This is a genomic window from Tardiphaga sp. 839_C3_N1_4 (assembly GCF_051811045.1).
Lineage (GTDB): Bacteria > Pseudomonadota > Alphaproteobacteria > Rhizobiales > Xanthobacteraceae > Tardiphaga.
In genome coordinates this window covers 4,181,642-4,207,127 of sequence record NZ_JBPWQD010000001.1, presented here as the reverse complement: position 1 = coordinate 4,207,127, position 25,486 = coordinate 4,181,642, and the positions used below count along the sequence as shown (strand labels likewise).

Annotated in this window: 25 protein-coding genes; 12 read left to right on the top strand and 13 right to left on the bottom strand. The window is 62.1% G+C overall.

All coding sequences use genetic code 11. From position 1 onward, the window contains the following. Positions 1-807: an enoyl-ACP reductase FabI gene (gene fabI / locus AB8A38_RS20135; RefSeq protein ID WP_068730452.1), complete on the top strand. Its 807-nt coding sequence runs from the start codon at positions 1-3 to the stop codon at positions 805-807. Positions 808-813: 6 nt separating this feature from the next. Here the strand turns inward: fabI and AB8A38_RS20130 are convergent, their stop codons facing one another. Next, the gene (locus AB8A38_RS20130; RefSeq protein ID WP_116659774.1) at positions 814-1,419 is read right to left on the bottom strand and encodes a glutathione S-transferase family protein; all 606 of its coding nucleotides are present in this window, start codon (positions 1,417-1,419) and stop codon (positions 814-816) included. Positions 1,420-1,629: 210 nt separating this feature from the next. Continuing rightward, the gene (gene katG / locus AB8A38_RS20125; RefSeq protein ID WP_315839836.1) at positions 1,630-3,849 is read right to left on the bottom strand and encodes a catalase/peroxidase HPI; all 2,220 of its coding nucleotides are present in this window, start codon (positions 3,847-3,849) and stop codon (positions 1,630-1,632) included. A gap of 237 nt (positions 3,850-4,086) precedes the next feature. Between katG and AB8A38_RS20120 the strand changes: the two genes are divergently transcribed. Continuing rightward, positions 4,087-4,992: a LysR substrate-binding domain-containing protein gene (locus AB8A38_RS20120; RefSeq protein ID WP_315839837.1), complete on the top strand. Its 906-nt coding sequence runs from the start codon at positions 4,087-4,089 to the stop codon at positions 4,990-4,992. 75 nt (positions 4,993-5,067) lie between these two features. Here the strand turns inward: AB8A38_RS20120 and AB8A38_RS20115 are convergent, their stop codons facing one another. Beyond that, positions 5,068-5,439, bottom strand: coding sequence for a ComEA family DNA-binding protein (locus AB8A38_RS20115; protein WP_315839838.1), 372 nt, complete (start codon positions 5,437-5,439; stop codon positions 5,068-5,070). A 102-nt stretch (positions 5,440-5,541) separates the two neighbouring features. Further along, the gene (locus tag AB8A38_RS20110; protein ID WP_439088565.1) at positions 5,542-6,048 is read right to left on the bottom strand and encodes an Lrp/AsnC family transcriptional regulator; all 507 of its coding nucleotides are present in this window, start codon (positions 6,046-6,048) and stop codon (positions 5,542-5,544) included. 132 nt (positions 6,049-6,180) lie between these two features. Between AB8A38_RS20110 and AB8A38_RS20105 the strand changes: the two genes are divergently transcribed. Further along, positions 6,181-6,576, top strand: a complete 396-nt coding sequence (locus AB8A38_RS20105) for a nuclear transport factor 2 family protein (protein WP_315839840.1) — start codon at positions 6,181-6,183, stop codon at positions 6,574-6,576. Positions 6,577-6,579: 3 nt separating this feature from the next. Here the strand turns inward: AB8A38_RS20105 and AB8A38_RS20100 are convergent, their stop codons facing one another. From AB8A38_RS20100 to ccmA, 5 genes are all read right to left on the bottom strand, one after another. Beyond that, entirely contained in the window at positions 6,580-7,158 is a 579-nt protein-coding gene (locus AB8A38_RS20100) for a DsbE family thiol:disulfide interchange protein (protein ID WP_315839841.1), read from the bottom strand. After that, positions 7,155-7,334 carry a heme exporter protein CcmD gene (ccmD, locus tag AB8A38_RS20095; RefSeq protein WP_315844284.1) on the bottom strand — a complete coding sequence of 60 codons (180 nt, stop codon included), beginning with the start codon at positions 7,332-7,334 and terminating at the stop codon, positions 7,155-7,157. The genes AB8A38_RS20100 and ccmD overlap by 4 nt, the downstream gene beginning before the upstream one ends. Beyond that, positions 7,334-8,071 carry a heme ABC transporter permease gene (locus tag AB8A38_RS20090; protein WP_315839842.1) on the bottom strand — a complete coding sequence of 246 codons (738 nt, stop codon included), beginning with the start codon at positions 8,069-8,071 and terminating at the stop codon, positions 7,334-7,336. Before AB8A38_RS20090 ends, ccmD begins: the two co-directional genes overlap by 1 nt. Before the next feature lie 137 nt (positions 8,072-8,208). Further along, positions 8,209-8,883 (bottom strand): heme exporter protein CcmB, encoded by a 675-nt coding sequence (gene ccmB / locus AB8A38_RS20085; protein WP_315839843.1) that lies wholly within the window; start codon positions 8,881-8,883, stop codon positions 8,209-8,211. Beyond that, positions 8,880-9,482, bottom strand: a complete 603-nt coding sequence (gene ccmA, locus AB8A38_RS20080) for a heme ABC exporter ATP-binding protein CcmA (protein ID WP_439087182.1) — start codon at positions 9,480-9,482, stop codon at positions 8,880-8,882. The genes ccmB and ccmA overlap by 4 nt, the downstream gene beginning before the upstream one ends. 230 nt (positions 9,483-9,712) lie before the next feature. On the opposite strand from ccmA, the gene acnA reads away from it, so the two are divergent. From acnA to AB8A38_RS20065, 3 genes are all read left to right on the top strand, one after another. Continuing rightward, positions 9,713-12,433, top strand: coding sequence for an aconitate hydratase AcnA (acnA, locus tag AB8A38_RS20075; RefSeq protein WP_315839845.1), 2,721 nt, complete (start codon positions 9,713-9,715; stop codon positions 12,431-12,433). A 167-nt stretch (positions 12,434-12,600) separates the two neighbouring features. After that, on the top strand, positions 12,601-13,353 hold the full coding sequence (locus tag AB8A38_RS20070; protein WP_089263293.1) for a DUF1223 domain-containing protein: 753 nt from the start codon (positions 12,601-12,603) through the stop codon (positions 13,351-13,353). Between the two features lie 436 nt (positions 13,354-13,789). Further along, positions 13,790-14,152, top strand: coding sequence for a DUF2794 domain-containing protein (locus AB8A38_RS20065; protein WP_315839846.1), 363 nt, complete (start codon positions 13,790-13,792; stop codon positions 14,150-14,152). Between the two features lie 15 nt (positions 14,153-14,167). On the opposite strand, the gene AB8A38_RS20060 is transcribed toward AB8A38_RS20065, so the two are convergent. From AB8A38_RS20060 to AB8A38_RS20045, 4 genes are all read right to left on the bottom strand, one after another. Further along, the gene (locus AB8A38_RS20060; RefSeq protein WP_439087181.1) at positions 14,168-14,692 is read right to left on the bottom strand and encodes a GNAT family N-acetyltransferase; all 525 of its coding nucleotides are present in this window, start codon (positions 14,690-14,692) and stop codon (positions 14,168-14,170) included. A gap of 83 nt (positions 14,693-14,775) precedes the next feature. Continuing rightward, complete coding sequence (locus AB8A38_RS20055) at positions 14,776-15,564, bottom strand: Bax inhibitor-1/YccA family protein (RefSeq protein ID WP_439087180.1); 789 nt, start codon at positions 15,562-15,564, stop codon at positions 14,776-14,778. Between the two features lie 312 nt (positions 15,565-15,876). Continuing rightward, complete coding sequence (locus AB8A38_RS20050) at positions 15,877-18,447, bottom strand: ABC transporter permease (RefSeq protein WP_439087179.1); 2,571 nt, start codon at positions 18,445-18,447, stop codon at positions 15,877-15,879. Between the two features lie 4 nt (positions 18,448-18,451). Next, a complete protein-coding gene (locus AB8A38_RS20045) occupies positions 18,452-19,192 on the bottom strand; it encodes an ABC transporter ATP-binding protein (protein WP_089263284.1) in 741 nt (246 codons plus the stop codon). On the opposite strand from AB8A38_RS20045, the gene AB8A38_RS20040 reads away from it, so the two are divergent. From AB8A38_RS20040 to sucD, 6 genes are all read left to right on the top strand, one after another. Continuing rightward, positions 19,191-19,898: an arylesterase gene (locus tag AB8A38_RS20040; RefSeq protein ID WP_439087178.1), complete on the top strand. Its 708-nt coding sequence runs from the start codon at positions 19,191-19,193 to the stop codon at positions 19,896-19,898. The two genes, AB8A38_RS20045 and AB8A38_RS20040, sit on opposite strands and share 2 nt — an antisense overlap. Positions 19,899-20,125: 227 nt before the next feature. Next, positions 20,126-20,662, top strand: coding sequence for an RNA 2',3'-cyclic phosphodiesterase (gene thpR / locus AB8A38_RS20035; RefSeq protein ID WP_231078692.1), 537 nt, complete (start codon positions 20,126-20,128; stop codon positions 20,660-20,662). Positions 20,663-20,727: 65 nt separating this feature from the next. Continuing rightward, complete coding sequence (zapE, locus tag AB8A38_RS20030; RefSeq protein ID WP_439087177.1) at positions 20,728-21,912, top strand: cell division protein ZapE; 1,185 nt, start codon at positions 20,728-20,730, stop codon at positions 21,910-21,912. 207 nt (positions 21,913-22,119) lie between these two features. Beyond that, on the top strand, positions 22,120-23,085 hold the full coding sequence (gene mdh, locus AB8A38_RS20025; protein ID WP_089263276.1) for a malate dehydrogenase: 966 nt from the start codon (positions 22,120-22,122) through the stop codon (positions 23,083-23,085). A gap of 206 nt (positions 23,086-23,291) precedes the next feature. Then, positions 23,292-24,488, top strand: coding sequence for an ADP-forming succinate--CoA ligase subunit beta (gene sucC / locus AB8A38_RS20020; RefSeq protein ID WP_089263274.1), 1,197 nt, complete (start codon positions 23,292-23,294; stop codon positions 24,486-24,488). Positions 24,489-24,492: 4 nt separating this feature from the next. Further along, on the top strand, positions 24,493-25,377 hold the full coding sequence (gene sucD / locus AB8A38_RS20015; protein WP_093757749.1) for a succinate--CoA ligase subunit alpha: 885 nt from the start codon (positions 24,493-24,495) through the stop codon (positions 25,375-25,377). Positions 25,378-25,486 lie beyond the last annotated feature (109 nt).

The following is a 25,486-nucleotide window of genomic DNA, read 5'->3' as shown; positions in this document are numbered from 1 at the left end:
ATGCCATCACTGATGCAGGGCAAGCGCGGACTGATCATGGGCGTCGCCAATGATCATTCGATCGCGTGGGGAATCGCCAAGGCCCTGCATGCGCAGGGTGCCGAACTGGCTTTCACCTATCAGGGCGATGCGCTTGGCAAGCGCGTCAAGCCGCTGGCGGAATCGCTCAATGCCGATCTGATCCTGCCCTGCGACGTTGAGGACATCGCCAGCGTCGACGCGACCTTTGCTGCGATCAAGGAGAAATGGGGCGGGCTGGATTTCCTGGTCCACGCCATCGGCTTCTCCGACAAGAACGAACTCAAGGGTCGCTACGCCGACACCACGCGCGCGAATTTCTCGCGCACCATGGTGATCTCCTGCTTCTCCTTCACCGAAGTCGCCAAGCGCGCGTCGGAAATCATGAAGCCCGGCAGCGCTATGATCACGCTGACTTTCGGCGGATCGACCCGCGTGATGCCGAACTACAATGTCATGGGCGTTGCCAAGGCCGCTCTCGAAGCCTCGGTGCGTTATCTCGCATCGGACTTCGGCCGCCAGGGCATTCGCGTCAACGCGGTGTCGGCTGGCCCGGTACGTACACTGGCCGGCTCGGGCATCGGCGATTCCCGCGCGATGTTCGCATTCCAGCAGAAACATTCGCCGCTCGGCCGCGGCGTGACACTGGAAGAACTCGGCGGCACTGCGCTGTATCTGCTGTCGGATCTTTCCGGCGGCGTGACCGGTGAAACGCATTTCGTCGACTCCGGCTACAACATCATCTCGATGCCGCATCCGGATGCGTTGAAGGCAGACGCCGGCGAGTAATTCGCCTTACGTCTTTTCCCCCGATGCAAATTCCATCGCACGCTGGAAGGCCGGACGGGCGCTGCAACGGTCGAGATAGCGCTCAAACGCCGGGCGCGACGGCACCATCTTGAAATTGCGCACGGCAAAGTTCAATCCTGAACCGATGGCGATATCGGCGGCAGAGAATTGCGCGCCGAGAATCCACGGACCTTCATCAAGCGCGGCTTCGAGCACATCGAACACGCGCTGCGCATCACCCCAGCCTGCGGCCACCGGATTCAGCTCCATCTTGGTCGCGATCTGTGCGATCGCCGGTTCGATACAGCCCGGCGCAAAGAACAGCCAATAGAGATATTTCGCACGATGCGAGTCCCCGAGCGGGGGCGCCAGCTTCGCGTCGGGATAGCGCTCGGCTACATAAGCGCAAATCGCCGCAGCCTCAGCCATGGTGGCGTCGCCGTCCTGCAGAGCCGGCACCTTGCCCATCGGATTGACGGCGAGGAATTCCAGCGTGCGCTGCGCACCGGTGGAGATATCGGTCAGCACGCGCTCATAGGCGACGCCGGTTTCCTCCATCAGCCAAAGCGCGGTGAACGAACGCGAGCGTGGCGACCAGTAGAGTTTCATCATCTGGAGATCCTCCGGAGAAACATTTTGCCATTTGTGCGAGGATTCGGAGAAAGCTGCAAGACGCGCAGCGCTCAGACTCTCTGAAACTCTCATACCCACGAAAGCGGGGATCAGGCCGGACGACGACAGTTGAGTGTGACGCGGCGCGACAAGAAAAAGCCCCCGCGACATAGTCGCAGGGGCTTTTATATTCACGATGGCGGGCCGAGGTTACTCAGCCGCCTGCAGCATCGGCTGTTCGGCGAGATCGAAACGGTCCGCGTTCATCACCTTCACCCAAGCCTTGATGAAGTCTTTCACGAACTTCTCCTTGGCGTCGGCGCTGCCATAGACTTCGGCGAGCGCGCGGAGCTGCGAGTGCGAACCGAAGATCAGGTCGACACGCGTGGCTGTCCACTTCGCCGCATTGGTCTTGCGGTCGCGGCCTTCATAGACGTCATCCGAACCGGCCGCCTTCGACCACACCGTGTCCATGCTGAGCAGATTGACGAAGAAGTCGTTGGTCAGCGTGCCCGGCTTCGACGTGAACACGCCGTGCTTGCTGTCGCCGGCATTGGCGCCGAGGACGCGCAGGCCGCCGACCAGCGCCGTCATTTCGGGCGCCGTCAGCTTCAGCAATTGCGCACGATCAACCAGAGCTTCCTCCGGCTTCATGAACTGATGGGTGTTGCGGATATAGTTGCGGAAACCGTCGGCACGCGGCTGCAGCGGCGCGAACGACGGCACGTCGGTCTGCTCCTGCGACGCGTCCATGCGGCCCGGCACGAACGGGACCGTGACGGTCACGCCGGCATCCTTCGCCGCCTTCTCGATCGCAGCAACGCCGCCGAGAACGATCAGGTCGGCAATCGACACCTTCTTGCCGAAGTCCTTCTGAATCGCGTCGAGCTTGCTGAGCACGATCGTGAGCTGGTCCGGCTGGTTGACTTCCCAGTCCTTCTGCGGCGCGAGACGGATGCGCGCACCGTTGGCGCCACCGCGCTTGTCGGAGCCGCGGAACGTCGAGGCCGATGACCAGGCGGTGGAAACGAGCTGTGGCACCGTGAGACCGGAGGCGAGGATCTTCGCCTTCAGGTCCGCAACGTCCTTGTCGCCGATCAACGGGTGATCGACGGCCGGGATCGGATCCTGCCAGATCAGCGTTTCCTTCGGCACCAGCTTGCCGCGATAGCGCACGATCGGGCCCATGTCGCGATGGGTGAGCTTGAACCAGGCGCGCGCGAAGGCGTCGGCGAACTCATCCGGATTTTCATAGAAGCGACGCGAGATCTTCTCGTAGATCGGATCGGCCTTGAGCGCGATATCGGAGGTCAGCATCGCAGGCGCGTGACGCTTCGACTTGTCGTGAGCGTCCGGTACGCTGCCTGCGCCGGCGTCGTTCTTCGGCTTCCACTGATGCGCGCCACCCGGACTCTTGGTCAACTCCCATTCGTAGCCGAACAGATTCCAGAAGAAGTTGTTGCTCCACTTCGTCGGCGTCGAGGTCCAAGTGACTTCGAGACCGCTGCCGATCGCGTCTGCGCCCTTGCCGGTGCCGTGGGTACTCTTCCAGCCGAGGCCCTGATCCTCGAGATCGCCGCCTTCCGGGTCCACTCCGACAAAAGACGGATCGCCTGCGCCATGGGTTTTGCCGAAGGTATGACCGCCGGCAATCAACGCAACGGTCTCTTCGTCATTCATCGCCATGCGGGCGAACGTCTCGCGGATGTCCTTCGCCGAGGCGAGCGGATCGGGATTGCCGTTCGGGCCTTCCGGATTGACGTAGATCAAGCCCATCTGCACGGCACCGAGCGGCTCCGCGAGTTCGCGCTCGCCGCTGTAGCGCTCATCACCCAGCCAGGTGCCTTCGGGTCCCCAGTACAGCTCTTCCGGCTCCCAGGTATCGGCGCGACCACCGGCGAAACCGAAGGTCTTGAAGCCCATCGACTCCAAAGCGACGTTGCCGGTGAGGATGAACAGGTCGGCCCAAGAGATCTTCTGGCCGTATTTCTGCTTGATCGGCCACAGCAGCCGGCGCGCCTTGTCGAGGTTGACATTGTCAGGCCACGAATTCAGCGGTGCGAAGCGCTGCTGACCGCCACCGGCGCCGCCACGGCCGTCGGTGATGCGATAGGTGCCGGCGCTGTGCCAGGCCATGCGGATGAACAGACCGCCGTAGTGACCGAAGTCGGCCGGCCACCATTCCTGCGAGTCGGTCATCAGGGCAGTCAGGTCCTTGATCACCGCGTCAAGGTCGAGGCTTTCGAATTCCTTGGCATAATCGAACGCTGCGCCGAGCGGATCGGCGGACGGGTGGATGGCATGCAGCACGCCGATGTCGAGTTGGCCCGGCCACCAATCCTTGTTGCCATGGCCTTTGCTCTTGGGTCCGTTGCCCTTTGCGCCGTGCCCCATCGGGCACTTGCCGGCATCATCAGTCTTCGCGTCCATCGTTCTCTCCTTCCGGCTGTCTGGAACGGGAGCAGTCCCAGGCGATGCCGGCTTGCCGGATCGCCGTAGAGACACCGCTCAAATTTTCCAAAAGCTGTCTAATTTCAATTATCTGCCGAATTCCTCGGCGAGCTTGGCGCTCACCCTAATTGGATTTCGTGACGAGAGATTGGAAGAATTCTTAGATCAGGTCCAGTCGAATTGTCTTCTCTCTCCGATCAGTTTATCTGATGATCCATGATCACGCTCCGCCAGCTCCGCTATCTCGCCGCGCTCGCCAAACACGGCCATTTCGGCCGCGCGGCCGAGGCCTGCAACGTCACCCAGCCTGCGCTGTCGATGCAGATACGCGATCTCGAACGGACGCTGGGCGTCAAGGTGGTGGAGCGCCGGCCCGGCGAGGTGATGCTGACCGATGTCGGGTGCGAAGTGGCACGGCGCGGCGAGGACGTGCTGGCGGCCTCGCGCGACCTGGTGGACTTTGCGCGGCATCGCGGCGGACTCCTGACCGGGCGGCTGACGCTCGGCGTGATCCCGTCACTGGCGCCCTATCTGCTGCCGCGGATCCTGCCGGTGCTACAGAAACAGTTTCCGGAATTGCGGCTGGAGCTGCGCGAGACGCAGACCAGGCAACTGGTCGACGATATCAAGTCAGGCGCACTCGATGCCGCGATGCTGGCCCTGCCGCTTGGTGAGCCTGAGATCGACACGGCCAAATTGTTCGACGATCTGTTCCTGCTCGCGGTGCCGGCAAACGATCCCCGCCCGGCCGACAAACGCATCAAGGCGATGGAGATCGACCAGAGCCGATTGATCCTGCTGGAAGACGGCCACTGCCTGCGCGATCAGGCGCTCGCCTTCTGCGCCACCGCAGCGCGCGGCCATCAGTCCGGCGGCAACGGCATGGCCTTCGCTGCGTCCAGCCTCTCCACGGTGATGCAGATGGTCGCCAGCGGCTATGGCGTGACATTGATCCCGCAGATCGCCGCCGACGTCGAACAACGCGACCAGCGCGTCAAATTCCTGCGGTTGGAGAATCCGCAGCCCGGCCGCACCATCGGCCTCGCTTTTCGCCGGACGTCGCCGCGCAAAGCGGACTTCGCCGCATTGGGCGATGTGGTGAAGGACAGCGTTATCGGCTGATCGATATGGGCCACAAAAGAAAACGCACCGGCGCGGCTGCGCCGGTGCGTTTCCAGACGAGTGAAGCGATCGCGCTTAGCTCTTCTGCTTGGCGATCACCTTGTCCTTGATGCCGTCATAGGTCTTCTCGGGCACGATCTTCTTCTGCACGAGTTCGTCCTTGCCCTTATACGGACGGCCTTTGACGATGGCCGCCGAATAGGCCTTGCCGATACCGGGCAGAGCTTCGAGCGCCTCGACGGTCGCCGAGTTGAGATCAAGCAGTTCAGCCTTCGGTGCCGGGGCCATCTTCGATTCGCTGGCAGGCGCCATCTTAGATGTGGCAGCCGGGGCCATCTTGCCGGCGGGAGCAGCGGGCTGCGGCGACTGCGCCATCGACGGCGCGGATGCGAGTAGACCCAGAGTGAGAGCGGCAGCGGTCAAAGTAGCAAATTTGAAATGGCGCATCGTGGTGTCCCTCCAAGGACGGTTTAAGTAACGCCATCAAGCTAGCTGCGGATTCATGGCGCCGCCATGGCGCGAAAATGAACCGCAGATAAAAGCTGAAGTTTATTTCGCGCGTATTTCGGGAGCGACCGGCTTCAAGTGTTCGAGCGGGAGCGGTGCGCCCGCCTTCAGCGTTTGAATCGCGATATTGCTCCGCGCCTCACGCACGATGGGCAGGTTGAGAAGCTTGCCGACAAGGAAACGTTGATAGTCAGCCAGTTCAGGCACGACCACTTCAAGAAAGTAATCGGACTCGCCGGACACGAGATGGCATGCGACCACCTCGGGCATCTCCACGACGGCCTTCTCGAAAGCGATCGCACGCTTGTTGGCATGCCCATCGATCTTCACACCGACGAAGGCCGTAAACCCCAATCCAACGCGCTCACGCCGCAGCGCCGCACGGTATCCATCGATATATCCCGCTCGCTCCAGGTTCTTGACCCGCCGCAAGCACGGCGACGGCGACAGGCCGACCCGATCGGCCAGCTCGATGTTGCTCAGGCGGCCGTCGGCCTGAAGCTCCGCGATAATTCGGCGATCGATGTCGTCCAACTGGATTTCGGGCATGACCCACCAATCAAAGGTCAGCAAAAGATCATTCGTTGCGCGGACGCGCTCCATATTAGCTAAATTCGCAAGGACATGCGCAGGGGTCAAGTGTCATCGTCGGACTCATTCTCCCAACGAAAGAGCATCCCGATGCCCGACCGACTGATAACGCAATCACTGCTCGATGCCGTCGAATGCTACTTCGATCTGATGTTCGATAACGACGTCTCGCATTTTGACCAGGTATTTGCCGGAAGTGCGCAACTGCATGGACTGCGCGACGGCAGCCTGCGTTTGCTGCCGGCTGCAGACTACAAGGCGATGCTGGCCTCCACACCATCGCCGAAGAGCAAGGGCGCGCCGCGCGAACAGGAGGTGTTGCTGGTGGACTTCGCCGCACCGACCCAGGCGCTGGTCAAGGTTGTCGTCCGGATCGATACGGTCTGGTATTGCGACTACCTGTCCTATCATCGCATCGGCGAGGCCTGGCTGGTGACCGCGAAGTCGTTTCATGTTGCCCGGCGGCTCGAGGCGACGGATCAATAGACGTCAGGACCCTGCCTGCAGCGCCTTGTCGATCTCGACCCTCAGCACGCGCTCGTAATTCTCCGGCGTGATGCCGCCGACCATCTTGTAGGCGATGCGGCCGTCGCGGCCGACGATGAAGGTTTCGGGCACGCCATAGACGCCCCATTCGATCGCGGCGCGACCGTTGCCGTCGACGCCGACGATGCCGAACGGATTGCCGTAGCGGCCAAGAAAGCGGCGCGCGTTGTCCGGCGCGTCCTTGTAGTTGATGCCGACCAGCTGCAGCCGTTTGTCCTTGCCGAGTTCTGTCAGCAGCGGCGCCTCCTCGTGGCACGGCACGCACCACGATGCCCAGACATTGACGAGACTGACCTTGCCCTTGAAGGCTGCGGGATCGAGACCCGGCACCGGCGCACCGCTATCGGTGAGGCCTTCCAGTGCCGGCAATGTCGTCTGGGGCGCGGCGCGGCCGATCAATGCCGAGGGCAGTTTCGCGGGGTCGGCTCCGAGCCGAAACCAGAACAGCGCCGCGAGCGCGGCAAAGATCAGCAGAGGCAATGCCAGTACCCAGCGGCGCTTCGGAGTGGCCTGCGTGGTCATGTGAGATCCGTCGTACCACGACCCGAGCGCCGCGCCACGCCGGAGGATTCCAACTCATGCAGCCGCGCACGGACGCGGCGGTGATCGATGGCGATCCACACGATGAGGATCAGCACCACCGCTGCGACCAGCGCGTAGGACGTGACGATGAAAGATGCGTAGGGACCAAGCGCCATCACGGAAGTGCCACCGGCTTCGCGGCCTGCAACATCTGTAACGCGCGCAAACGACGCCGCAGGATCTCGTTACGCATGGCCGCGAGATGCAGTGTGATAAACAGCAGCGAGAACGCCACAGCCATCACCAACAGCGGGATCAAAAACGACTTGTCGAGCGACGAGCCGCCCATCTTTATCACCGAAGCCGGCTGATGCAGCGTATTCCACCAATCGACCGAGAACTTGATGATCGGAATATTGATGGCACCGACCAGCGTCAGCACCGCAGCGGCGCGCGCCGCGCGCGATGGATCTTCGACGGCGCGCCACAGCGCGATCAGGCCGAGATACATCAGAAACAGAATGAGCACCGAAGTCAGTCGGGCGTCCCATTCCCAATAGGTGCCCCACATCGGCCGGCCCCAGAGCGATCCCGTGACCAGCGCGAGAAAGGTGAAGGCGGCGCCGATCGGCGCCGCCGCCTTGGCGGCGACATCGGCGAGCGGATGCCGCCACACCAGCGTGCCCAGCGATGCCACACTCATGACGCCCCAGACGAACATCGATAGCCAGGCGTTCGGCACATGGATGAACATGATCTTGACGGTGGCACCCTGCTGGTAGTCATCCGGGGCCATGGCCGACTGATACAGGCCGATGGCGAGCAGAACGCCCGTCACTATCGCCAGCCACGGCAGGATGCGTGTGGCAAGCGACAGGAACCGGGTCGGATTGGCGAGTTCGGTCAGCGTCATGGCATTTCCAATAGTCGCGGCTCTGTCCGCGATCAATGCAACTTATTCTCGTTCAACACAGCTCGCGACGAGTTGACCCAAGTCAATCCACCCAGGTCAATCCAGTGTCTCAGCCTGTCGCGATTATTCCAACCGTCTCAATCCAGTCCATGCCGCAGGCTCGCCGCCGCCGCAAAAGGCCCGATCACGAGGCTCGCCAGCGATAGCGCGCAGAGAATGGAGAACGGGGTCGAGAATGTCAGCGCCCCCTGCTCAAGGATGGCGGCATTCGACGCCGCAACGCCGAAAATCAGCACCGGGATCGACAACGGCAACACCAGCACCGCCAGCAAGAGCCCACCGCGCTGCAGCGTCACCGCCAGTGCGGCACCGATCATGCCAGTGAAAGTCAGTGCTGGCGTACCCGCCAGTAGCGTCAGCGCCACTGCCAGCGTCGACGGACCGTCGAGATTGAGCAGCAGCCCCAGCACTGGCGTCGCGACGATCAGCGGCACGCCTGCGGCCAGCCAGTGGGCAAGGGCCTTGGCGGCGCAGGCGAGTTCCAGCGGCGTCCGGCTCATCAGGATGAGATCCAGAGAACCATCGTCGTGATCGGCAGTGAACAGCCGGTCGAGGGTCAGCAGGCTCGCGAGCAGCGCCCCGAGCCATAGAATCGCCGGCCCCAGCCGTGCCAGCAGCGCTAGATCCGGCCCCAGCGCGAAGGGCATCAGCACGATAACCGTCAGAAAGAAGAGCACACCGATCAGCGCCCCGCCGCCGACCCGGACGGCAATGCGGATGTCGCGTCGAATCAACGCGCCAAGGGCACTCACGCCTCGCCCCCGATGCGCAACTCCCGTGCAGGAATGCCGAGCGGGCCATGGGTCGCAGCGATAATCAGACCGCCAGTGGCGAGATGATCCGTCATCAGTCCCGCGAATACCCGCTGACTGACCAGATCGAGCGCCGCTGTCGGCTCGTCGAGCAGCCAGATCGGCCGGCGGACGGTCAGCAATCGCGCGATCGACAGCCGGCGGCGCTGGCCGGCCGACAGGAAGCCCGCGGGTAGCGCCGCGGCATGGGAGAGGCCCACTGCTGCAATGCACGTGGCTGGATCGGCCGGCGTGCCACCGAGGAAGTCGGCCCAGAAGGTCAGGTTTTCCGTCACCGTCAAAGCCGGCTTCATGGCGTCGCGGTGGCCCAGGTAATGGGCCTGTTCGGCAACAGTCATTTCGCCGTCGCCGCCCTCGAGAGTGATGGAGCCCTCGGCCGGCGCCAGCAGGCCTGCGATCAACCGCAACAACGAGGTTTTGCCTGCTCCGTTAGGGCCAATGACCGCCACGGTCGTGCCTGCCGTGGCATCGAAATCGAGCCCGGCGAAGACTTCGCGGCCACCCCGCAGGCATCTCAAATTGCGCCCCGAGAGCCGCATCCTAACCCTTCCATGACCATCTGATTTGGTTCAGAGGTCGCCGCGGCGTTGTTGCATCATTTCGCAGGGCTGCAAACGATTGTCGATATGGCAGCGGTTCTAGAAAGATTCTATAAGTCGGAACTTGATGCAGCACACAATCGGCGCCTGCGAGCAAACCGGCCTTCTCCGCCGACGGTGTCTCGGTACCATTTTCCGGGTATCGGTCAACTGAATTGGGACCCCTTCACATGACCTCGCTCGACAGTTTCAAGTGCCAAAAAACCCTCAAGGTGGGCGCTAAAACTTACGTGTACTATAGCCTCCCGCTCGCTGAGAAAAACGGTCTCGCGGGCATTTCGAAGCTGCCCTATTCGATGAAGGTCCTGCTCGAGAATCTGCTGCGCAACGAGGACGGCCGCAGCGTCAAGAAGGAAGACATCGTTGCTTTCTCGAAATGGCTGAAGAAGCGCAAGCTCGAGCACGAAATCTCGTTCCGCCCTGCGCGCGTGCTGATGCAGGACTTCACCGGCGTCCCCGCGGTGGTCGATCTTGCCGCGATGCGCAACGCGATGCAGGCGCTGAAGGGCGATCCCAAGAAGATCAACCCGCTGGTCCCGGTCGATCTGGTCATCGACCATTCGGTGATCGTGAACTTCTTCGGTGACAACAAGGCGTTCGGCAAAAACGTCGCCGAAGAGTACAAGCAGAACAAGGAGCGTTACGAGTTCCTGAAGTGGGGCCAGAGCGCGTTCTCGAATTTCTCCGTCGTGCCGCCCGGCACCGGCATCTGCCACCAGGTCAATCTCGAATATCTCGCCCAGACCGTCTGGACGAAGAAGCAGAAGATGACGGTCGGCAAGAAGACCGCCACCTTCGAGGTCGCCTATCCGGACACGCTGGTCGGCACCGACTCGCATACCACCATGGTCAACGGCCTCGCCGTGCTCGGCTGGGGCGTCGGCGGCATCGAGGCGGAAGCCGCGATGCTCGGCCAGCCGCAGTCGATGCTGCTGCCCGACGTGGTCGGCTTCAAGCTGTCGGGCGCACTCAAGGAAGGCGTCACCGCCACCGACCTCGTGCTCACCGTCACCCAAATGCTGCGCAAGCAGGGCGTCGTCGGCAAGTTCGTGGAATTCTACGGCCCCGGCCTCGACGCCATGTCGGTCGCTGACAAGGCGACAATCGGAAATATGGCGCCAGAATATGGCGCAACCTGCGGCTTCTTCCCGGTCGATGCCGCCACCATCGACTATCTGACAACTTCGGGCCGCAAATCGGCGCGTGTCGCACTGGTTGCCGCTTATGCCAAGGCGCAGGGCCTGTACCGCACCGCCAAGTCGCCCGATCCGGTGTTCACCGAAACGCTGAAGCTCGATCTCGGCGACGTCGTACCCTCGATGGCCGGCCCGAAGCGTCCGGAAGGCCGCGTCGCACTGCCCGCCATCGCCGAAGGCTTCTCTGCCGCGCTAACCACCGAATACAAGAAGCCGGATAACCACAACGCGCGCTTCCCCGTCGAGGGCAAGAACTTCGATGTCGGCCATGGCGACGTGGTGATCGCTGCCATCACCTCCTGCACCAACACCTCAAATCCGAGCGTGCTGATCGCCGCCGGCCTGCTGGCACGTAACGCCGTGGCCAAGGGCCTCAAGACCAAGCCGTGGGTGAAGACCTCGCTGGCGCCGGGCTCGCAGGTCGTCGCTGAATATCTCGCCAATTCCGGCTTGCAGCTCGACCTCGACAAGATCGGCTTCAACCTCGTCGGCTTCGGCTGCACCACCTGTATCGGCAATTCCGGCCCGCTGCCGCCGGAGATTTCGAAGTCGATCAACGACAACGGCATCGTTGCCGCAGCGGTTCTCTCGGGCAACCGTAACTTCGAGGGTCGCGTCTCGCCGGACGTGCAGGCAAACTATCTCGCCTCGCCGCCGCTGGTCGTCGCGCACGCACTTGCCGGTACGGTGACCAAGAATCTAGCGGTCGAGCCGATCGGCGAAGGCAAGGATGGCAAGCCGGTGTTCCTGAAAGACATCTGGCCGACCACGAAGGATATCAACGCCTTCATCAAGAAGTACGTGACGTCGACGATCTTCAAAAAGAAGTACGCAAACGTGTTCGACGGCGATGCCAACTGGCGCAAGATCAAGACGGTCGAGAGCGAGACCTACAAGTGGAACATGGGTTCGACCTATGTGCAGAACCCACCCTACTTCGAAGGCATGAAGAAGGAACCGGAGCCGACCACCGACATCGTCGATGCGCGCATCCTGGCTCTGTTCGGCGACAAGATCACCACCGACCACATCTCGCCGGCCGGTTCGATCAAACTCACCTCACCCGCCGGCAAGTATCTGTCGGAGCACCAGGTGCGCCCGGCCGACTTCAACCAGTACGGCACGCGCCGCGGCAACCACGAAGTGATGATGCGCGGCACCTTTGCCAACATCCGCATCAAGAACTTCATGATGCAGGGTGCTGACGGCAACGTGCCGGAAGGCGGCATGACCAAGCACTGGCCCGATGGCGAAGCGATGTCGATCTACGACGCCGCGATGAAGTATCAGGCCGAGCAGGTGCCACTGGTCGTGTTCGGCGGTGCCGAATACGGCAACGGCTCGTCGCGCGACTGGGCGGCAAAGGGCACGCGTCTGCTTGGCGTTCGCGCCGTGATTACCGAAAGCTTCGAACGTATTCACCGATCCAATCTGGTCGGCATGGGCATTCTGCCGCTGACCTTCGAGAATGGTTCGTCGTGGAAGAAGCTCGGCCTCAAGGGCGACGAGAAGGTCACGATCCGCGGCCTGACCGGCGATATCAAGCCGCGCCAGCAGATGGTGGCGGAAATCGTGTCGGCCGATGGCTCACTCCACAAGGAGACGCTGCTCTGCCGCATCGATACGCTGGACGAGCTCGAATATTACCGCAACGGCGGCATCCTGCATTACGTGCTGCGTCAGCTTGCAGCCTGACGCCTATACGTGGTGTGACGTAGTGCCTCACCGCGAAGTGAGTGGCTAGTGAACAGAAGGCGGCCTATGAAGGGCCGCCTTCTGGCGTTTGAGGGCATGAACGTGTTAGCGACACCAATGTGCGACACCGTCTGTCATGTGTCTCACCTCGAGCGTGGCAAAACCTCATGAAATCCTTTGGCGGCATATCGCAGTGGACAGGCGCGCTCAGCGTATGCGCCGCCATTGCAGCGAGTGGTAGCGCGCTGGCTCAGCCCCGGGCCGTGGTGGAGCTCTTCACCTCGCAGGGTTGCTCGTCCTGCCCGCCTGCAGACAAGATCATCGGCGACCTCGCCAAAGACCCGTCCGTGATCGCATTAAGCATGCCGATCGACTACTGGGACTACCTTGGCTGGAAGGATACGCTGGCCGACTCGCGTTTCAGCGCGCGTCAGAAAGCCTATTCACAGATGCGCGGAGATCGCGACGTCTACACGCCGCAAGTCGTTGTCAACGGCGCCACTCAGGTGATCGGCAGCGATGCCGATCGTATCCAGGGCGCGATCAGCGAAACCAAGAAAGGCACTGTGATGACGGTGCCGGTGTCGATGTCGGTTTCCGGCAAACACGTCAACGTGTCCGTTGCCGCATCGAGCAATGCGCCGGATACGGCGCACGGCGAAGTCTGGATCTGTTCCGTGTCGAAGGCAGTGCCGATCACGGTCGGTCGCGGTGAGAATCGCGGCAAGCAACTGACCTACTACAATGTCGTCCGGAACTGGCTGAAGGTCGGTGACTGGACCGGCAACGCCGCCAACTGGACGCTGCCGCTGGAGAACATCTCCAGGGATGGAGTCGATGCGGCCGTCGTTTATGTGCAAGACGGCACGCGCGACAAGCCCGGCGCGATGCGCGGCGCGGCCTATACGTCGCTGCAGTAAGTCATCAGATTGATAACTTCGGTAGCTGCTGCGCTTACGCGTGGCGTGCCTGCATCATTGTGAGCCCTCGGCGAAGACTGGATTGCTTCGTCGCTTCGCCTATCGCAATGACGCTTGATGGTCTCGCAAAAGCATCCACCAAAAAGAAAAGGACCAACTTGCGTTGGCCCAGTGGGGATTAACTTCCTGCGCAGGGTCCGATCCCAACGACCGCGGGGGGCTGGGGGCTGAGGAATCCGAGACCGGAAGAACCGGACCCGACGCAGTATCTTCTTGTCGCAATCCAGAAGGGCGCCCGATGGGCCAAAATTTGGCGGCAATAAGATTCACCTGACGTTCCCGTGACGGGAAATTTCTACCATCGGGCCTGCGGATCGGCCCTTGCAGAGGACCGCGGTCGGCGCGATCATGTCGGCGATATGACAGGAGGCGCTGTATGAATGTGATTCCGGGAGATGCTGAGCCCACCGAGAATCGCGCGGCGACGGGCTCTGCCGCCGCCGCGCCGGTCGTCAGCTTCAACCGCCTTGAGCTCAGCCGCATCCTCAATCTGTACGGCCGTATGGTCTCCGACGGCGAGTGGCGTGATTACGCCATCGACTTTCTGCGCGACCGCGCGGTGTTCTCGGTGTTCCGCCGCTCGTCGGAAGTGCCGCTCTATCGCATCGAGAAAGATCCGCGACTGGCGCGCAAGCAGGGCATGTATAGCGTGATTTCGGCTGGTGGCCTGATCCTGCGCCGCGGCCAGGAACTCGACCGCGTGCTCCTGGTAATCGATCGCAAGCTGGCGGTAGTGTAATCGATTCGCAGAGCGTCAGGGCAGCGTGCGGGCGCCGTCGCCAAGTGCGAGCTGCATCGAAACGGTATCAAGCCAGCGATCGAACTTGAAACCGACATCGGGATGCACCCCAACCATCTGAAACCCGGCATTGCGATGAACCGCGATGGAGCCAGCATTGGCGCTGTCGCCGATCACGGCGACCATCTGGCGGTAGCCGCGGCTCTCGCATTCGGCGATCAGCCGCGCCAGAAGTTTGCCGCCAACGCCTCGCCGCTGGGCTTTCGGATCGAGATAAATCGAATTCTCGACGGTAAAACGATAGGCCGGTCGCGGGCGATGCGCGCTGGCATAGGCATAGCCGACAACCCGGCCTTCCAGCACAGCCACGAGATACGGATAGCCCCCGCTCACCAGCGCCTCGAAACGCCGCGTCATCTCGGCCAAATCTGGCGGGATCAGTTCGAACGTGGCCGTGCCGAACTGCACCGCCTCGTCATAGATCGCGGTGATCGCGGGCAGATCTGTCGCCGTGGCGGGCCTGACTTCAGTATCGGACATGGCGCTGAGACTATTTTTGCTCCGCCCAAAAGAAAAGCCCCGGCCTTTCGGCCGGGGCTAAGATCTTCTCTATGTTCTGAAGCTTATTCACGCTGTCCGAGCAGCTGCAGCAGCAGCGTGAACAGGTTGATGAAGTTCAGGTAAAGCGACAGGGCACCGGTGATCGCCGCGCGCTCGGCGATATCGCCGCCCTGCGAGGCGTAACCGTAGATGTAGTCGTTCTTCAACCTCTGGGTATCGTAGGCAGTGAGGCCCGCGAAGATCAGCACACCGACGACCGACACGATGAACTGCAGCATCGACGAAGCGACGAAGATGTTCACGACGCTCGCGATGATGATGCCGAACAGGCCCATCAGCAGGAACGAGCCCATGCCCGTCATGTCACGCTTGGTGGTGTAGCCGTAAAGGCTCAGTGCACCGAACGAGGCAGCGGTGATGAAGAACACCCGCACGATCGACGTGTGCGTGTACACCAGGAAGATCGACGACAGCGAGATGCCCATCAGAGCCGCGAAGGCCCAGAACAGCAACTGCGCGGTGGCCGGCTTCAGCCGGTTGATGCCGAACGAGATGGCGAACACCATCACAAGAGGCGCCAGGATGAACGCCCACTTCAGCGGGCTCACGAACATCGCATAGCCGAACGGCGTCAGGTAGGAGCTGCCGATCCGGGCAGCAGCGCCCGACGGGTCGGTCGTGACAGCCGCCATGTACACGCCGAGAGCAGCCAGGCCGGTGATGGCCAGACCGATCGTCATGTAGTTGTAGATGCGCAGCATGTAGGAGCGCAGTCCGGCGTCCACGGCAGCGGCATCGCGCGCGCCGGCCCGGCCGAAGGGGGAAGCATAGTTACGGTCTAGATCCGACATGGTCGAAACCTCGATGTTGTCCGGCTGATCGCAAAGGGTTCGCGTCGCCGGTTCGAATTGTATCCCAGATATCTGCGCTTCCTGACACTAAACTCGATTTCATAAAAAATCGATGTCATCTGCGCTCGATGTCTGACCCAAAGGGTATGTGGTAAACTAACACATTCGCTGCAAGCTTCCACGCGTGGCGGAATGTCGCTCCGATTCGTATTCAGGCATCCTGGTAAACTTTCAGCCTGACACAAGCTTGGCGATTTCTCAGTCATTTTGCACGAATCAGCCCGCGCAAAGGCTGCTTCGTGTCAAAACAGGTCACAAATTCCGTAACACGGTGGCAGGCTTCTGGTTCAAGGCTACCAACGTACCCACCAGACCCAGGCCCACTGTGACAATTAGCGCCGCCAGCACGACGCCAGCCGCGCTACCAGCCTGCCAGACGAAGCTCAGCGTCATCAGGCGCGTGACGATCAGCCACGCCGCCACCGAGCCGGCGATGACCCCAAACACTGCCGTGGCCAGGCCGATCATCAGATATTCGAGGGCATAGGCACCCAGAAGCCGCGCACGCGTGGCGCCGAGGGTCTTGAGGATCACGGCGTCATAGACGCGATGCCGGTGACCGGCGGCCAGCGCGCCACCGAGCACGAGAATGGCCGAGAGCAGCGTCACCGCGCTGGTACCGCGGATCGCCAGCACGAGATTTGTGACAACCGATCCCACAGTGTCGAGCGCTTCCCGAACTCGGACGGTGGTGATCATCGGGAATGCGTCGGCCACCGCCTTGACCAGACCGGCGTCCTGGGACGGATCGGACTTCGGTTCGGTCAGCGTGGCAATATGGGTATGCGGCGCACCGCGGAAGGTATTGGGCGAGAACACCAGCACGAAATTGATGCCGAGGCTCTGCCAGTCGACGGACCGCATATTGCCGATCCTGGTGGTGATATCGCGGCCGAGCACGTTGACGGTGACCTCGTCGCCGAGTTTGAGCCCGAGCCCGTCGGCCAGCTTCTTCTCGAACGACACCAGTGGCGGCCCGCTATAGTCGGGTGCCCACCATTCGCCCTCGACCAGCTTGGAGCCACGCGGAACCTCATTGGTGTAACTGAGGCCGCGGTCGCTCTGCAGCACCCATTCGGCATCGGATGACGGTTTGAGGTCTTCCGCCTTGACGCCGCGCGCGGCAACGATCCGGCCGCGCAACATCGGCACATCCTCGACCGTCGACTGCGGCTGCTTCTCCTTGAGAAATGCGCTGAAGCGGTCGGCCTGGGTGGAGGGAATGTCGATGAAATAGAACGACGGCGCCTTCTCCGGCAGCGCTGCCATGAACTGCCGGCGCAGATTACCGTCGATCTGGGTGACGGTCACCAGCACAGTCAGGCCGAGCCCGAGCGACATCACCACCGACGGCGTTAGCGCGCCCGGCCGGTAGATATTGGCAATAGCCAGCCGCAGCATGGTCATGCTCGGCCGCGGTAATTTGCGCGCAAAAGCCATCAATGCGCCGGCGATACCGCGCAGCAGGGCGAATACCACCATCGAGGACACCACGAACACGGCAGCAACCCGTTTGTCGTAAGCGAGCCCGACCACCACCGCGATCAGTAGCCCGACCACGAGTGCCATCCAGAGCATATAGCGCAGCTTCGGCCGGTGCGATTCCGTCAGTGCCGCATCACGAAACAGCGCCGCAACCGGCACGTCGTGTACGCGCGCCAAGGGCCATAGGCCGAAGGCCAGCGCCGTCAGCAGCCCGTACAGCAACGACAACGCCAGCTCGCCGAGATGAAGCGCCGGCACCACCGGCAGCGGCAGCAGCTTGCCGAACAGGCCGACAATGGCAAACGGCAGGGACGCACCGACCACCATGCCGATCAACGAGCCGATCACCGCCAACACCAGTACCTGGGTGAGGTAGATCGCGAATACGTCGCGGCCGGTCGCGCCAAGCGCTTTCAACGACGCGATGACATCGCGGCGGCGGTCGATATGGCTCTTCACGGCATTGGCGACACCGACGCCGCCGACCAGCAGTGACGCGAGGCCGACCAACGTCAGGAACTGGGTGAATCGCGTGATGGTGCGCTCGAGCTGCGGCGATGCATTGTCACGCGAACGGATTTCCCAGCCTGCTTGCGGCAATTGGACACGCGCATCGTCGGCCAGCGCCTTGGCAGCGCGATCGCCGGAAACGGTGTCCGGCAGGCGAACACGGTAGATCCAGCGCACCAGACTGCCGGGCTGCAGAAGCTTGGTGGCGCGCAGAGCGTCCTCACTGGTGAGGAAACGCGGCGCGAAACCGACACCGCCGGCGAGTTTGTCGGGCTCCGCTGAAATTTCGCTGCGAAGCTCGAACGTCGCATTACCGACCGTGAGGCGGTCACCAACCTTGAGGCCTAGCCGGGCCATCAATGTCGTATCCGTCGCGGCGCCATAGGCCCCGTCACGTTCGGCGAGCAGATCGCTCATCGGCATGTCCGGCGCCAGGGTCGCCTTGCCGAGCAAGGGATAGCTGCCATCGACGGCCTTGATCTCAACAAGCGCAAGATTGCCGTCCGGCGCGCGCGCCATGCCGCGCAGCGTTGCGGCAACCGACACTGCACCGCGTGCGCGCAAGAAGGCGAGTTCGTCCGGCTTGGCCTCACGCTGCATCAGCGAGAATGCCACGTCGCCGCCGAGCAGCGTACGGCCTTCGCGCGCCACGCCCTCGCCCAAACTTGCCGCGACCGAGCCGACGCCGGCGATGGCCATGACTCCCAGCGCGATGCAGGCGATGAAAACGTAAAAGCCGCGCAGGCCGCTGCGCATCTCGCGGAAAGCGTAACGCAACGCCAGCGACGGGCCTCGGCTGTTAGGAATGGTCTCGGTGATGGTGGTCATCGGATCAGGCCGTCTCGACCCAGTTGCGCTCGGTGGCGGGCCCATCGATCCGACCGGAACGTAATCGCACCACGCGGTCGCAGCGATGCGCCAGCGTATTGTCGTGGGTCACCAGCACCAGCGTCATGCCGCGCTGCGCGTGCTGCGCGAACAAGAGATCGACGATCTGGCCGCCGGTGGATTCGTCGAGATTGCCAGTCGGCTCGTCGGCGACCAGGATCGCGGGATCTGGCGCCAATGCGCGCGCCAACGCGACGCGCTGCTGTTCGCCACCAGACAGCTGGGTCGGATAGTGATGCAGACGGGCGCCGAGGCCGACCGCTTCCAGCTCGCGCGCCGCACGGCCGGCCGGATCGGGATGACCTGCCAGCTCCAGCGGTACCGCGACATTCTCCAGCGCAGTCATGGTCGGGATCAGGTGAAAGGACTGGAAGACGATGCCTACATGACGGCCGCGAAACCGCGCCAATCCGTCCTCATCGAGATCATTGAAAGAGGTGCCATTGACCACCACCTGACCGGAGTCAGGACGCTCCAGCCCCGCCATCACCATCAGCAGCGTGGACTTGCCGGAGCCCGATGGGCCAATCAGCCCGATCGCTTCACCCGATCCGACGCGCAGGCTGATATCCTTGAGGATATGCACGCGCGCCGCGCCGGTACCGAGCGAGAGGTTGATGTTCGAGATTGAAATGGTGTCCGGCGAAACGCCGGCCGATGATGAGGCTTCAATGAAAGTATCCATGCGAGCTTCATATGGCACTTCGTTTGCGGCGGTCGAGGGGCTGCTGCGCACGTTTATGTGGCTGGTCGTCGCCGGACTGACGGTCGCACTTCCGATCCCCACCGCCACGGCGCAGACGGCTGCCACCGGCACGGCCAAGCCCGTCAAACTGGTCGTGCTGGGGGACTCCCTGAGCGCAGGTTATGGCCTGCCGGCGGCAGCCGCGTTTCCGGTCCGGCTACAAAAGGCCCTGAACGACAAGGGGATAGAGGTCGAGATGATCAATGCCGGTGTATCCGGGGATACCACCTCGGGCGGCCTCGGGCGGCTCGACTGGTCGGTGCCCGGGGGGACGCAGGGCGTGATCGTCGAACTCGGCGCCAACGACGCGCTACGCGGCACCGATCCGAAGGTCCCGCGTGCGGCATTGACTGAGATTCTGACGCGGCTGAAGGCCCGCAACATCGCCGTGCTTCTCTGCGGCATGGTGGCACCGCCGAACTACGGTGCCGACTATGCGGAAAAGTTCAATTCGATCTATCCGGATCTCGCCAAGCAATTTGGCGTGCCGCTCTATTCGTTCTTTCTCGAAGGCGTCGCCGGTGACAGTAAACTCAACCAGGCCGACGCGATGCATCCGACAGCGGATGGCGTCGACGTCGTCGTGAAAAATATCCTGCCCAGCGTCGAGGCATTTGTCGGCACGATCGCTGGGCAACGCAATTGAGAAACAGGCAGCCTCAACCTTAATGACGGTTTTTCACGGAACCTTCATGCACCGAGCGCGGCATCTGCTTCGCAGAGTCACAGAAGTCGGGTAAAAAAAGACATCGGTGATTCGTCACCGGCTCGTTTGTTCGGGCATGATTTTCGCCGAGGGGTGCGGGCGTGCGTAAGCACACCGTAGTCAGCACCTTTCGGCGAAAATCGCGCCCCGGCAAAGAGGAGCTGACTATGCCGCGTTTGTTCGCCGGACTGGAGATACCAGCCGAGATCGGCCAGACATTGGCCAATTTGCGTGGCGGCCTGCCAGGCGCACGCTGGATCGATCCCGAAAATTATCATGTCACGCTTCGCTTCATCGGCGATATCGATGGCGTTTCCGCCAACGAAATCGCCGATCTGATGTCGCGCGTGGAACGCCGACCCTTCGAGGTCGCGGTGCGCGGCCTGTCGAGCTTCGGCGGCAAGAAGCCCCGCGCTGTCGTCGCCTCGGTTGATCCGAGCCGTCCGCTGCTTGAACTGCAATCCGAACTGGAACGGCTGGTGCGCCGCTGCGGGCTCGAGCCCGAGGGCCGCAAATTCACGCCGCATGTCACGCTGGCCCGGCTGCGCGATTCCTGCGACCGTGACGTCGCCGACTATCTTTCGGTGCGCGGCTACTTCCCGACGAAGATCTTCACCGCCTCGCGCTTCGTACTGTTCTCCTCGCGGGCATCCACGGGCGGCGGCCCTTATCTGGTGGAGGATTCCTACGCGCTCTGCGCATGAGCGCATATCCGCTTCGACCAATTCGCATCTTGCATTTTCCGGGCGCATGGGGCCGTTAGGGCCCCATGTCGTCCAGCCCTCCGCAATCCTTCCGCGAACAATATCAAGCCCTCGTAGCCTCCGGCGCTATCGAGGCTGACCCGGCGCAGGCCGGCGCCGTCGAGGCCATCGCGACGCTCGATGTTGCGCTGTCCACCTATAAGCCACCGCGCAAGCAGGGCTTCTTCGGACGCCTGTTCGGCGACAAGGATATGCAACCGCCGCGCGGTCTCTACGTCCATGGCGAGGTCGGCCGCGGCAAGACCATGCTGATGGACCTGTTCTTCGAAGCCAGCGCGGTCACGCACAAGCGTCGCGCTCATTTCCATGAGTTCATGGCCGACACCCATGAGCGCATCTATAATTTTCGCCAGAAAATCGCGAGCGGCGAGCTCCCCGACGGCGATGTCATCGCGCTGACGGCGAATTCGATCTTCGACGAAGCCTGGCTCCTCTGCTTCGACGAATTTCACGTCACCGACATCGCCGATGCGATGATCCTCGGCCGACTGTTCGCACGGCTGTTCGAACTCGGCACCGTCGTCTTCGCGACGTCCAACGTCGAACCCGTCAATCTCTATAAAGGCGGCCTCAACCGCGCGCTGTTTTTGCCATTCATCAAACAGATCGAAGAGCATATGGAAGTGCGCAAACTGGATTCGCGCACCGACTATCGATTGGAAAAACTGGCCGGCGTAAAGAGCTGGCTGGTGCCGGACGACGATGCAGCAAAGGCCGCGCTCGACAAGGCTTGGGCAAAGCTCACGGGCGGCGCACCGGCAAAGTCGCGCAATATCTCGATCAAGGGCCGCACGCTGCGTGTTCCCCTGGAAGCGCAGGGCGTGGCCCGGTTTTCATTTGGGGACCTCTGCGAGAAGCCGCTTGGCGCGTCAGACTATCTGAAACTGGCGCACGACTATCACACGCTCTTCATCGAACATATTCCGATGATGGACTACGGCGACCGCAACGCCGCCAAGCGCTTCATCGCGCTGATCGACACGCTCTATGACAATGCCGTGAAGCTGATGGCCTCAGCCGCCGGCGAACCGCACGCGCTGTATCAGGCCAGCGAAGGTTTCGAGGCAATGGAATTCGCGCGGACCGCGTCGCGGCTGTTCGAGATGGGTTCAGAAACATATCTGGCCCTGCCCCATGGCCGCAGCGATTCCACGGCGTCAGGCGCCACCACGGGCCTGGTCGAAACCTGACGCGCGCGTTTGGATCGATATCAAAGCGGAATCGGTACTTTCGCGAGCGATTCCAATTTCCGGTTTGCTCATAATAATTTGCATTGCAGGCCGGCGCTCGACAATTGGGCAGGCCCCGACTTGAACGGTGTCCGCGAAAGGGATAACCAGCCTGTCAGCATTTCCTGCTCCCTCCCTACCCCTTCGGGCTTAAAGGATAGATTTCCCATGGCGCGTAACAAAATCGCATTGATTGGTTCTGGTCAGATCGGCGGAACACTTGCTCACCTCGTTGGCCTGAAAGAACTCGGCGACGTCGTGATGTTCGACATTGCGGAAGGCGTGCCGCAGGGCAAATCGCTCGATCTCGCGCAATCCTCGCCGGTTGACGGCTTCGACGCCAAGCTGACCGGCGCCAACTCCTATGAGGCGATCGAAGGTTCGGACGTCATCATCGTCACGGCCGGCGTGCCGCGTAAGCCGGGCATGAGCCGCGACGATTTGCTCTCGATCAACCTCAAGGTGATGGAGCAGGTTGGCGCAGGCATCAAGAAGTACGCCCCGAACGCCTTCGTCATCTGCATCACCAACCCGCTCGATGCGATGGTCTGGGCGCTGCAGAAGGCCTGCGGCCTGCCGGCAAACAAGGTCGTCGGCATGGCCGGCGTGCTGGACTCTGCGCGCTTTCGCTACTTCCTGGCCGATGAATTTAACGTGTCGGTCGAAGACGTCACCGCTTTCGTGCTCGGTGGCCACGGCGACACCATGGTTCCGCTGGTCAAGTATTCGACCGTTGCGGGCATTCCGCTGCCCGACCTCGTCAAGATGGGCTGGACCTCGCAGGCCCGGATCGACGAGATCGTCGACCGCACCCGCAACGGCGGCGCCGAGATCGTCAACCTGCTGAAGACCGGTTCGGCCTTCTACGCTCCGGCCGCGTCGGCCATCGCGATGGCTGAGAGCTACCTCAAGGACAAGAAGCGCGTTCTGCCCTGCGCCGTTCACCTCAACGGTGAATACGGTGTGAAGGACATGTATGTCGGCGTTCCCGTTGTCATCGGCGCCAAGGGTGTCGAGCGCATCGTCGAAATCGAACTGGCCGGCAAGGACAAGGAAGGCTTCGACAAGTCGGTCGCTTCGGTGGTCGGCCTGATGGACGCCTGCAAGAAGATCGCGCCCGACCTGCTCGGCTAAGATCAAGATCACTTCACCGGCACCCTCTGGGTGCCGGTTTTGCATTTGACGACGTTGGCAAACACTGCAACGAACCCCTCAGCCAATTCGTCCGTCACGCGGAATTATCGTCGGCTTTGACTTGCGGCATGCTTGGTATACGGTATGCCAGTTCAAAGAAAACGACGTGAATTCCAAGTTCACCATCCGGGGTTCGGGAGCAACTTATGAATATCCATGAATATCAGGCGAAGGCCGTGCTGAAGGAATTCGGCGTGCCCGTTTCCAAGGGCGTGCCCATCCTCAAGGCCGAGGAAGCTGAAGCCGCCGCCAAGCAGCTCGGCGGTCCATTGTGGGTGGTGAAGAGCCAAATCCACGCCGGCGGCCGCGGCAAGGGCAAGTTCAAGGAAGCATCGGCCGGCGACAAGGGCGGCGTCCGCCTTGCCAAGTCGATTGACGAGACCAAGCAGTTCGTCAAGGAAATGCTCGGCGCGACCCTCGTGACCGAACAGACCGGCCCGGCGGGCAAGCAGGTCAACCGAATCTATCTGGAAGACGGCTCGGACATCGAAAAGGAATTCTACCTCTCGCTGCTCGTCGACCGTGAAACTTCACGCGTGGCTTTCGTGGTTTCCACCGAAGGCGGCATGAACATCGAGGAAGTCGCGCACAACACCCCGGACAAAATCGTGACCTTCTCGGTCGATCCAGCCACCGGCGTGATGGGCCACCACGGCCGCACCGTTGCGCAGGCGCTGGGCCTCAAGGGCGATCTCGCCAAGCAGGCCGAGAAGCTGGTGTCGCAGCTCTACACCGCATTCATCGCCAAGGACATGGACATGCTGGAGATCAATCCGCTGATCATCTCCAAGCAGGGCGAACTCAAGTGCCTCGATGCCAAGATGTCGTTCGACTCGAACGCGCTGTATCGTCACCCGGAAATCGTCGCGCTGCGCGACACGACCGAAGAAGACGCCAAGGAAATCGAAGCGTCGAAATATGACCTCGCTTACATCGCGCTCGACGGCACCATCGGCTGCATGGTCAACGGCGCCGGCCTCGCAATGGCTACGCTCGACATCATCAAGCTCTATGGCGAAAGCCCGGCCAACTTCCTCGACGTCGGTGGCGGCGCTTCCGAGGAGAAGGTGACCGCAGCGTTCAAGATCATCACTGCCGATCCGAACGTGAAGGGCATCCTGGTCAACATCTTCGGCGGCATCATGAAGTGCGATGTCATCGCTGCCGGCGTTGTCGCCGCAGTGAAGGCTGTCGGCCTCCAGGTGCCACTGGTTGTCCGCCTCGAAGGTACCAATGTCGAGGAAGGCAAGAAGATCATCCGTGAATCCGGTCTCAACGTTCTGCCCGCCGACGATCTCGACGACGCCGCTCAGAAGATCGTCAACGCCGTGAAGGGAAAGTAAGCCGATGTCCGTCCTGATCGACAAGAACACCAAGGTCATCTGCCAGGGCTTTACCGGCAAGAACGGCACCTTCCACTCCGAACAGGCGATTGCCTACGGCACCAAGATGGTCGGCGGCACTTCGCCGGGCAAAGGCGGCTCGACACATATCGGCCTGCCGGTGTTCGACACCGTGGCCGAAGCCCGCGACAAGACCGGCGCCGATGCGTCCGTGATCTATGTACCGCCGCCGGGCGCAGCAGACGCGATCTGCGAAGCCATCGACGCGGAAATCCCGCTGATCGTCTGCATCACCGAGGGCATTCCGGTGCTCGACATGGTGCGCGTCAAGCGTTCGCTGTCCGGCTCCAAGTCACGCCTCATCGGGCCGAACTGCCCGGGCGTCGTCACTGCCGGCGAATCGAAGATCGGCATCATGCCGGCCAACATCTTCAAGCCCGGCAGCGTCGGCATCCTGTCGCGTTCCGGCACGCTGACCTATGAAGCTGTGTTCCAGACCACCCAGGCCGGCCTCGGCCAGAGCTCGGCAGTCGGCATCGGCGGCGACCCAGTCAAGGGCACCGAATTCATCGACGTGCTCGAGATGTTCCTGGCCGACCCCAAGACCACCTCCATCATCATGATCGGCGAAATCGGTGGTTCGGCGGAAGAAGACGCGGCGCAGTTCATCAAGGACGAAGCCAAGCGCGGCCGCAAGAAGCCGATGGTCGGCTTCATCGGCGGCGTCACCGCACCTCCCGGTCGTCGCATGGGCCATGCCGGCGCCATCGTCTCGGGCGGCAAGGGCGACGCCCAGTCGAAGATCGCCGCCATGGAAGCCGCCGGCATCCGCGTCTCGCCATCGCCGGCGCGCCTCGGCACCACGCTGGTGGATGTGCTGAAGGGCTAGTTCGGCGGTTGGTATCAAATTGCAAAAGGCCCGCTCGTAAGAGCGGGCCTTTTGTTTTGCGTGAACTCTTCCGTCATTGCGAGGAGCTCTTGCGACCAAGCAATCCAGT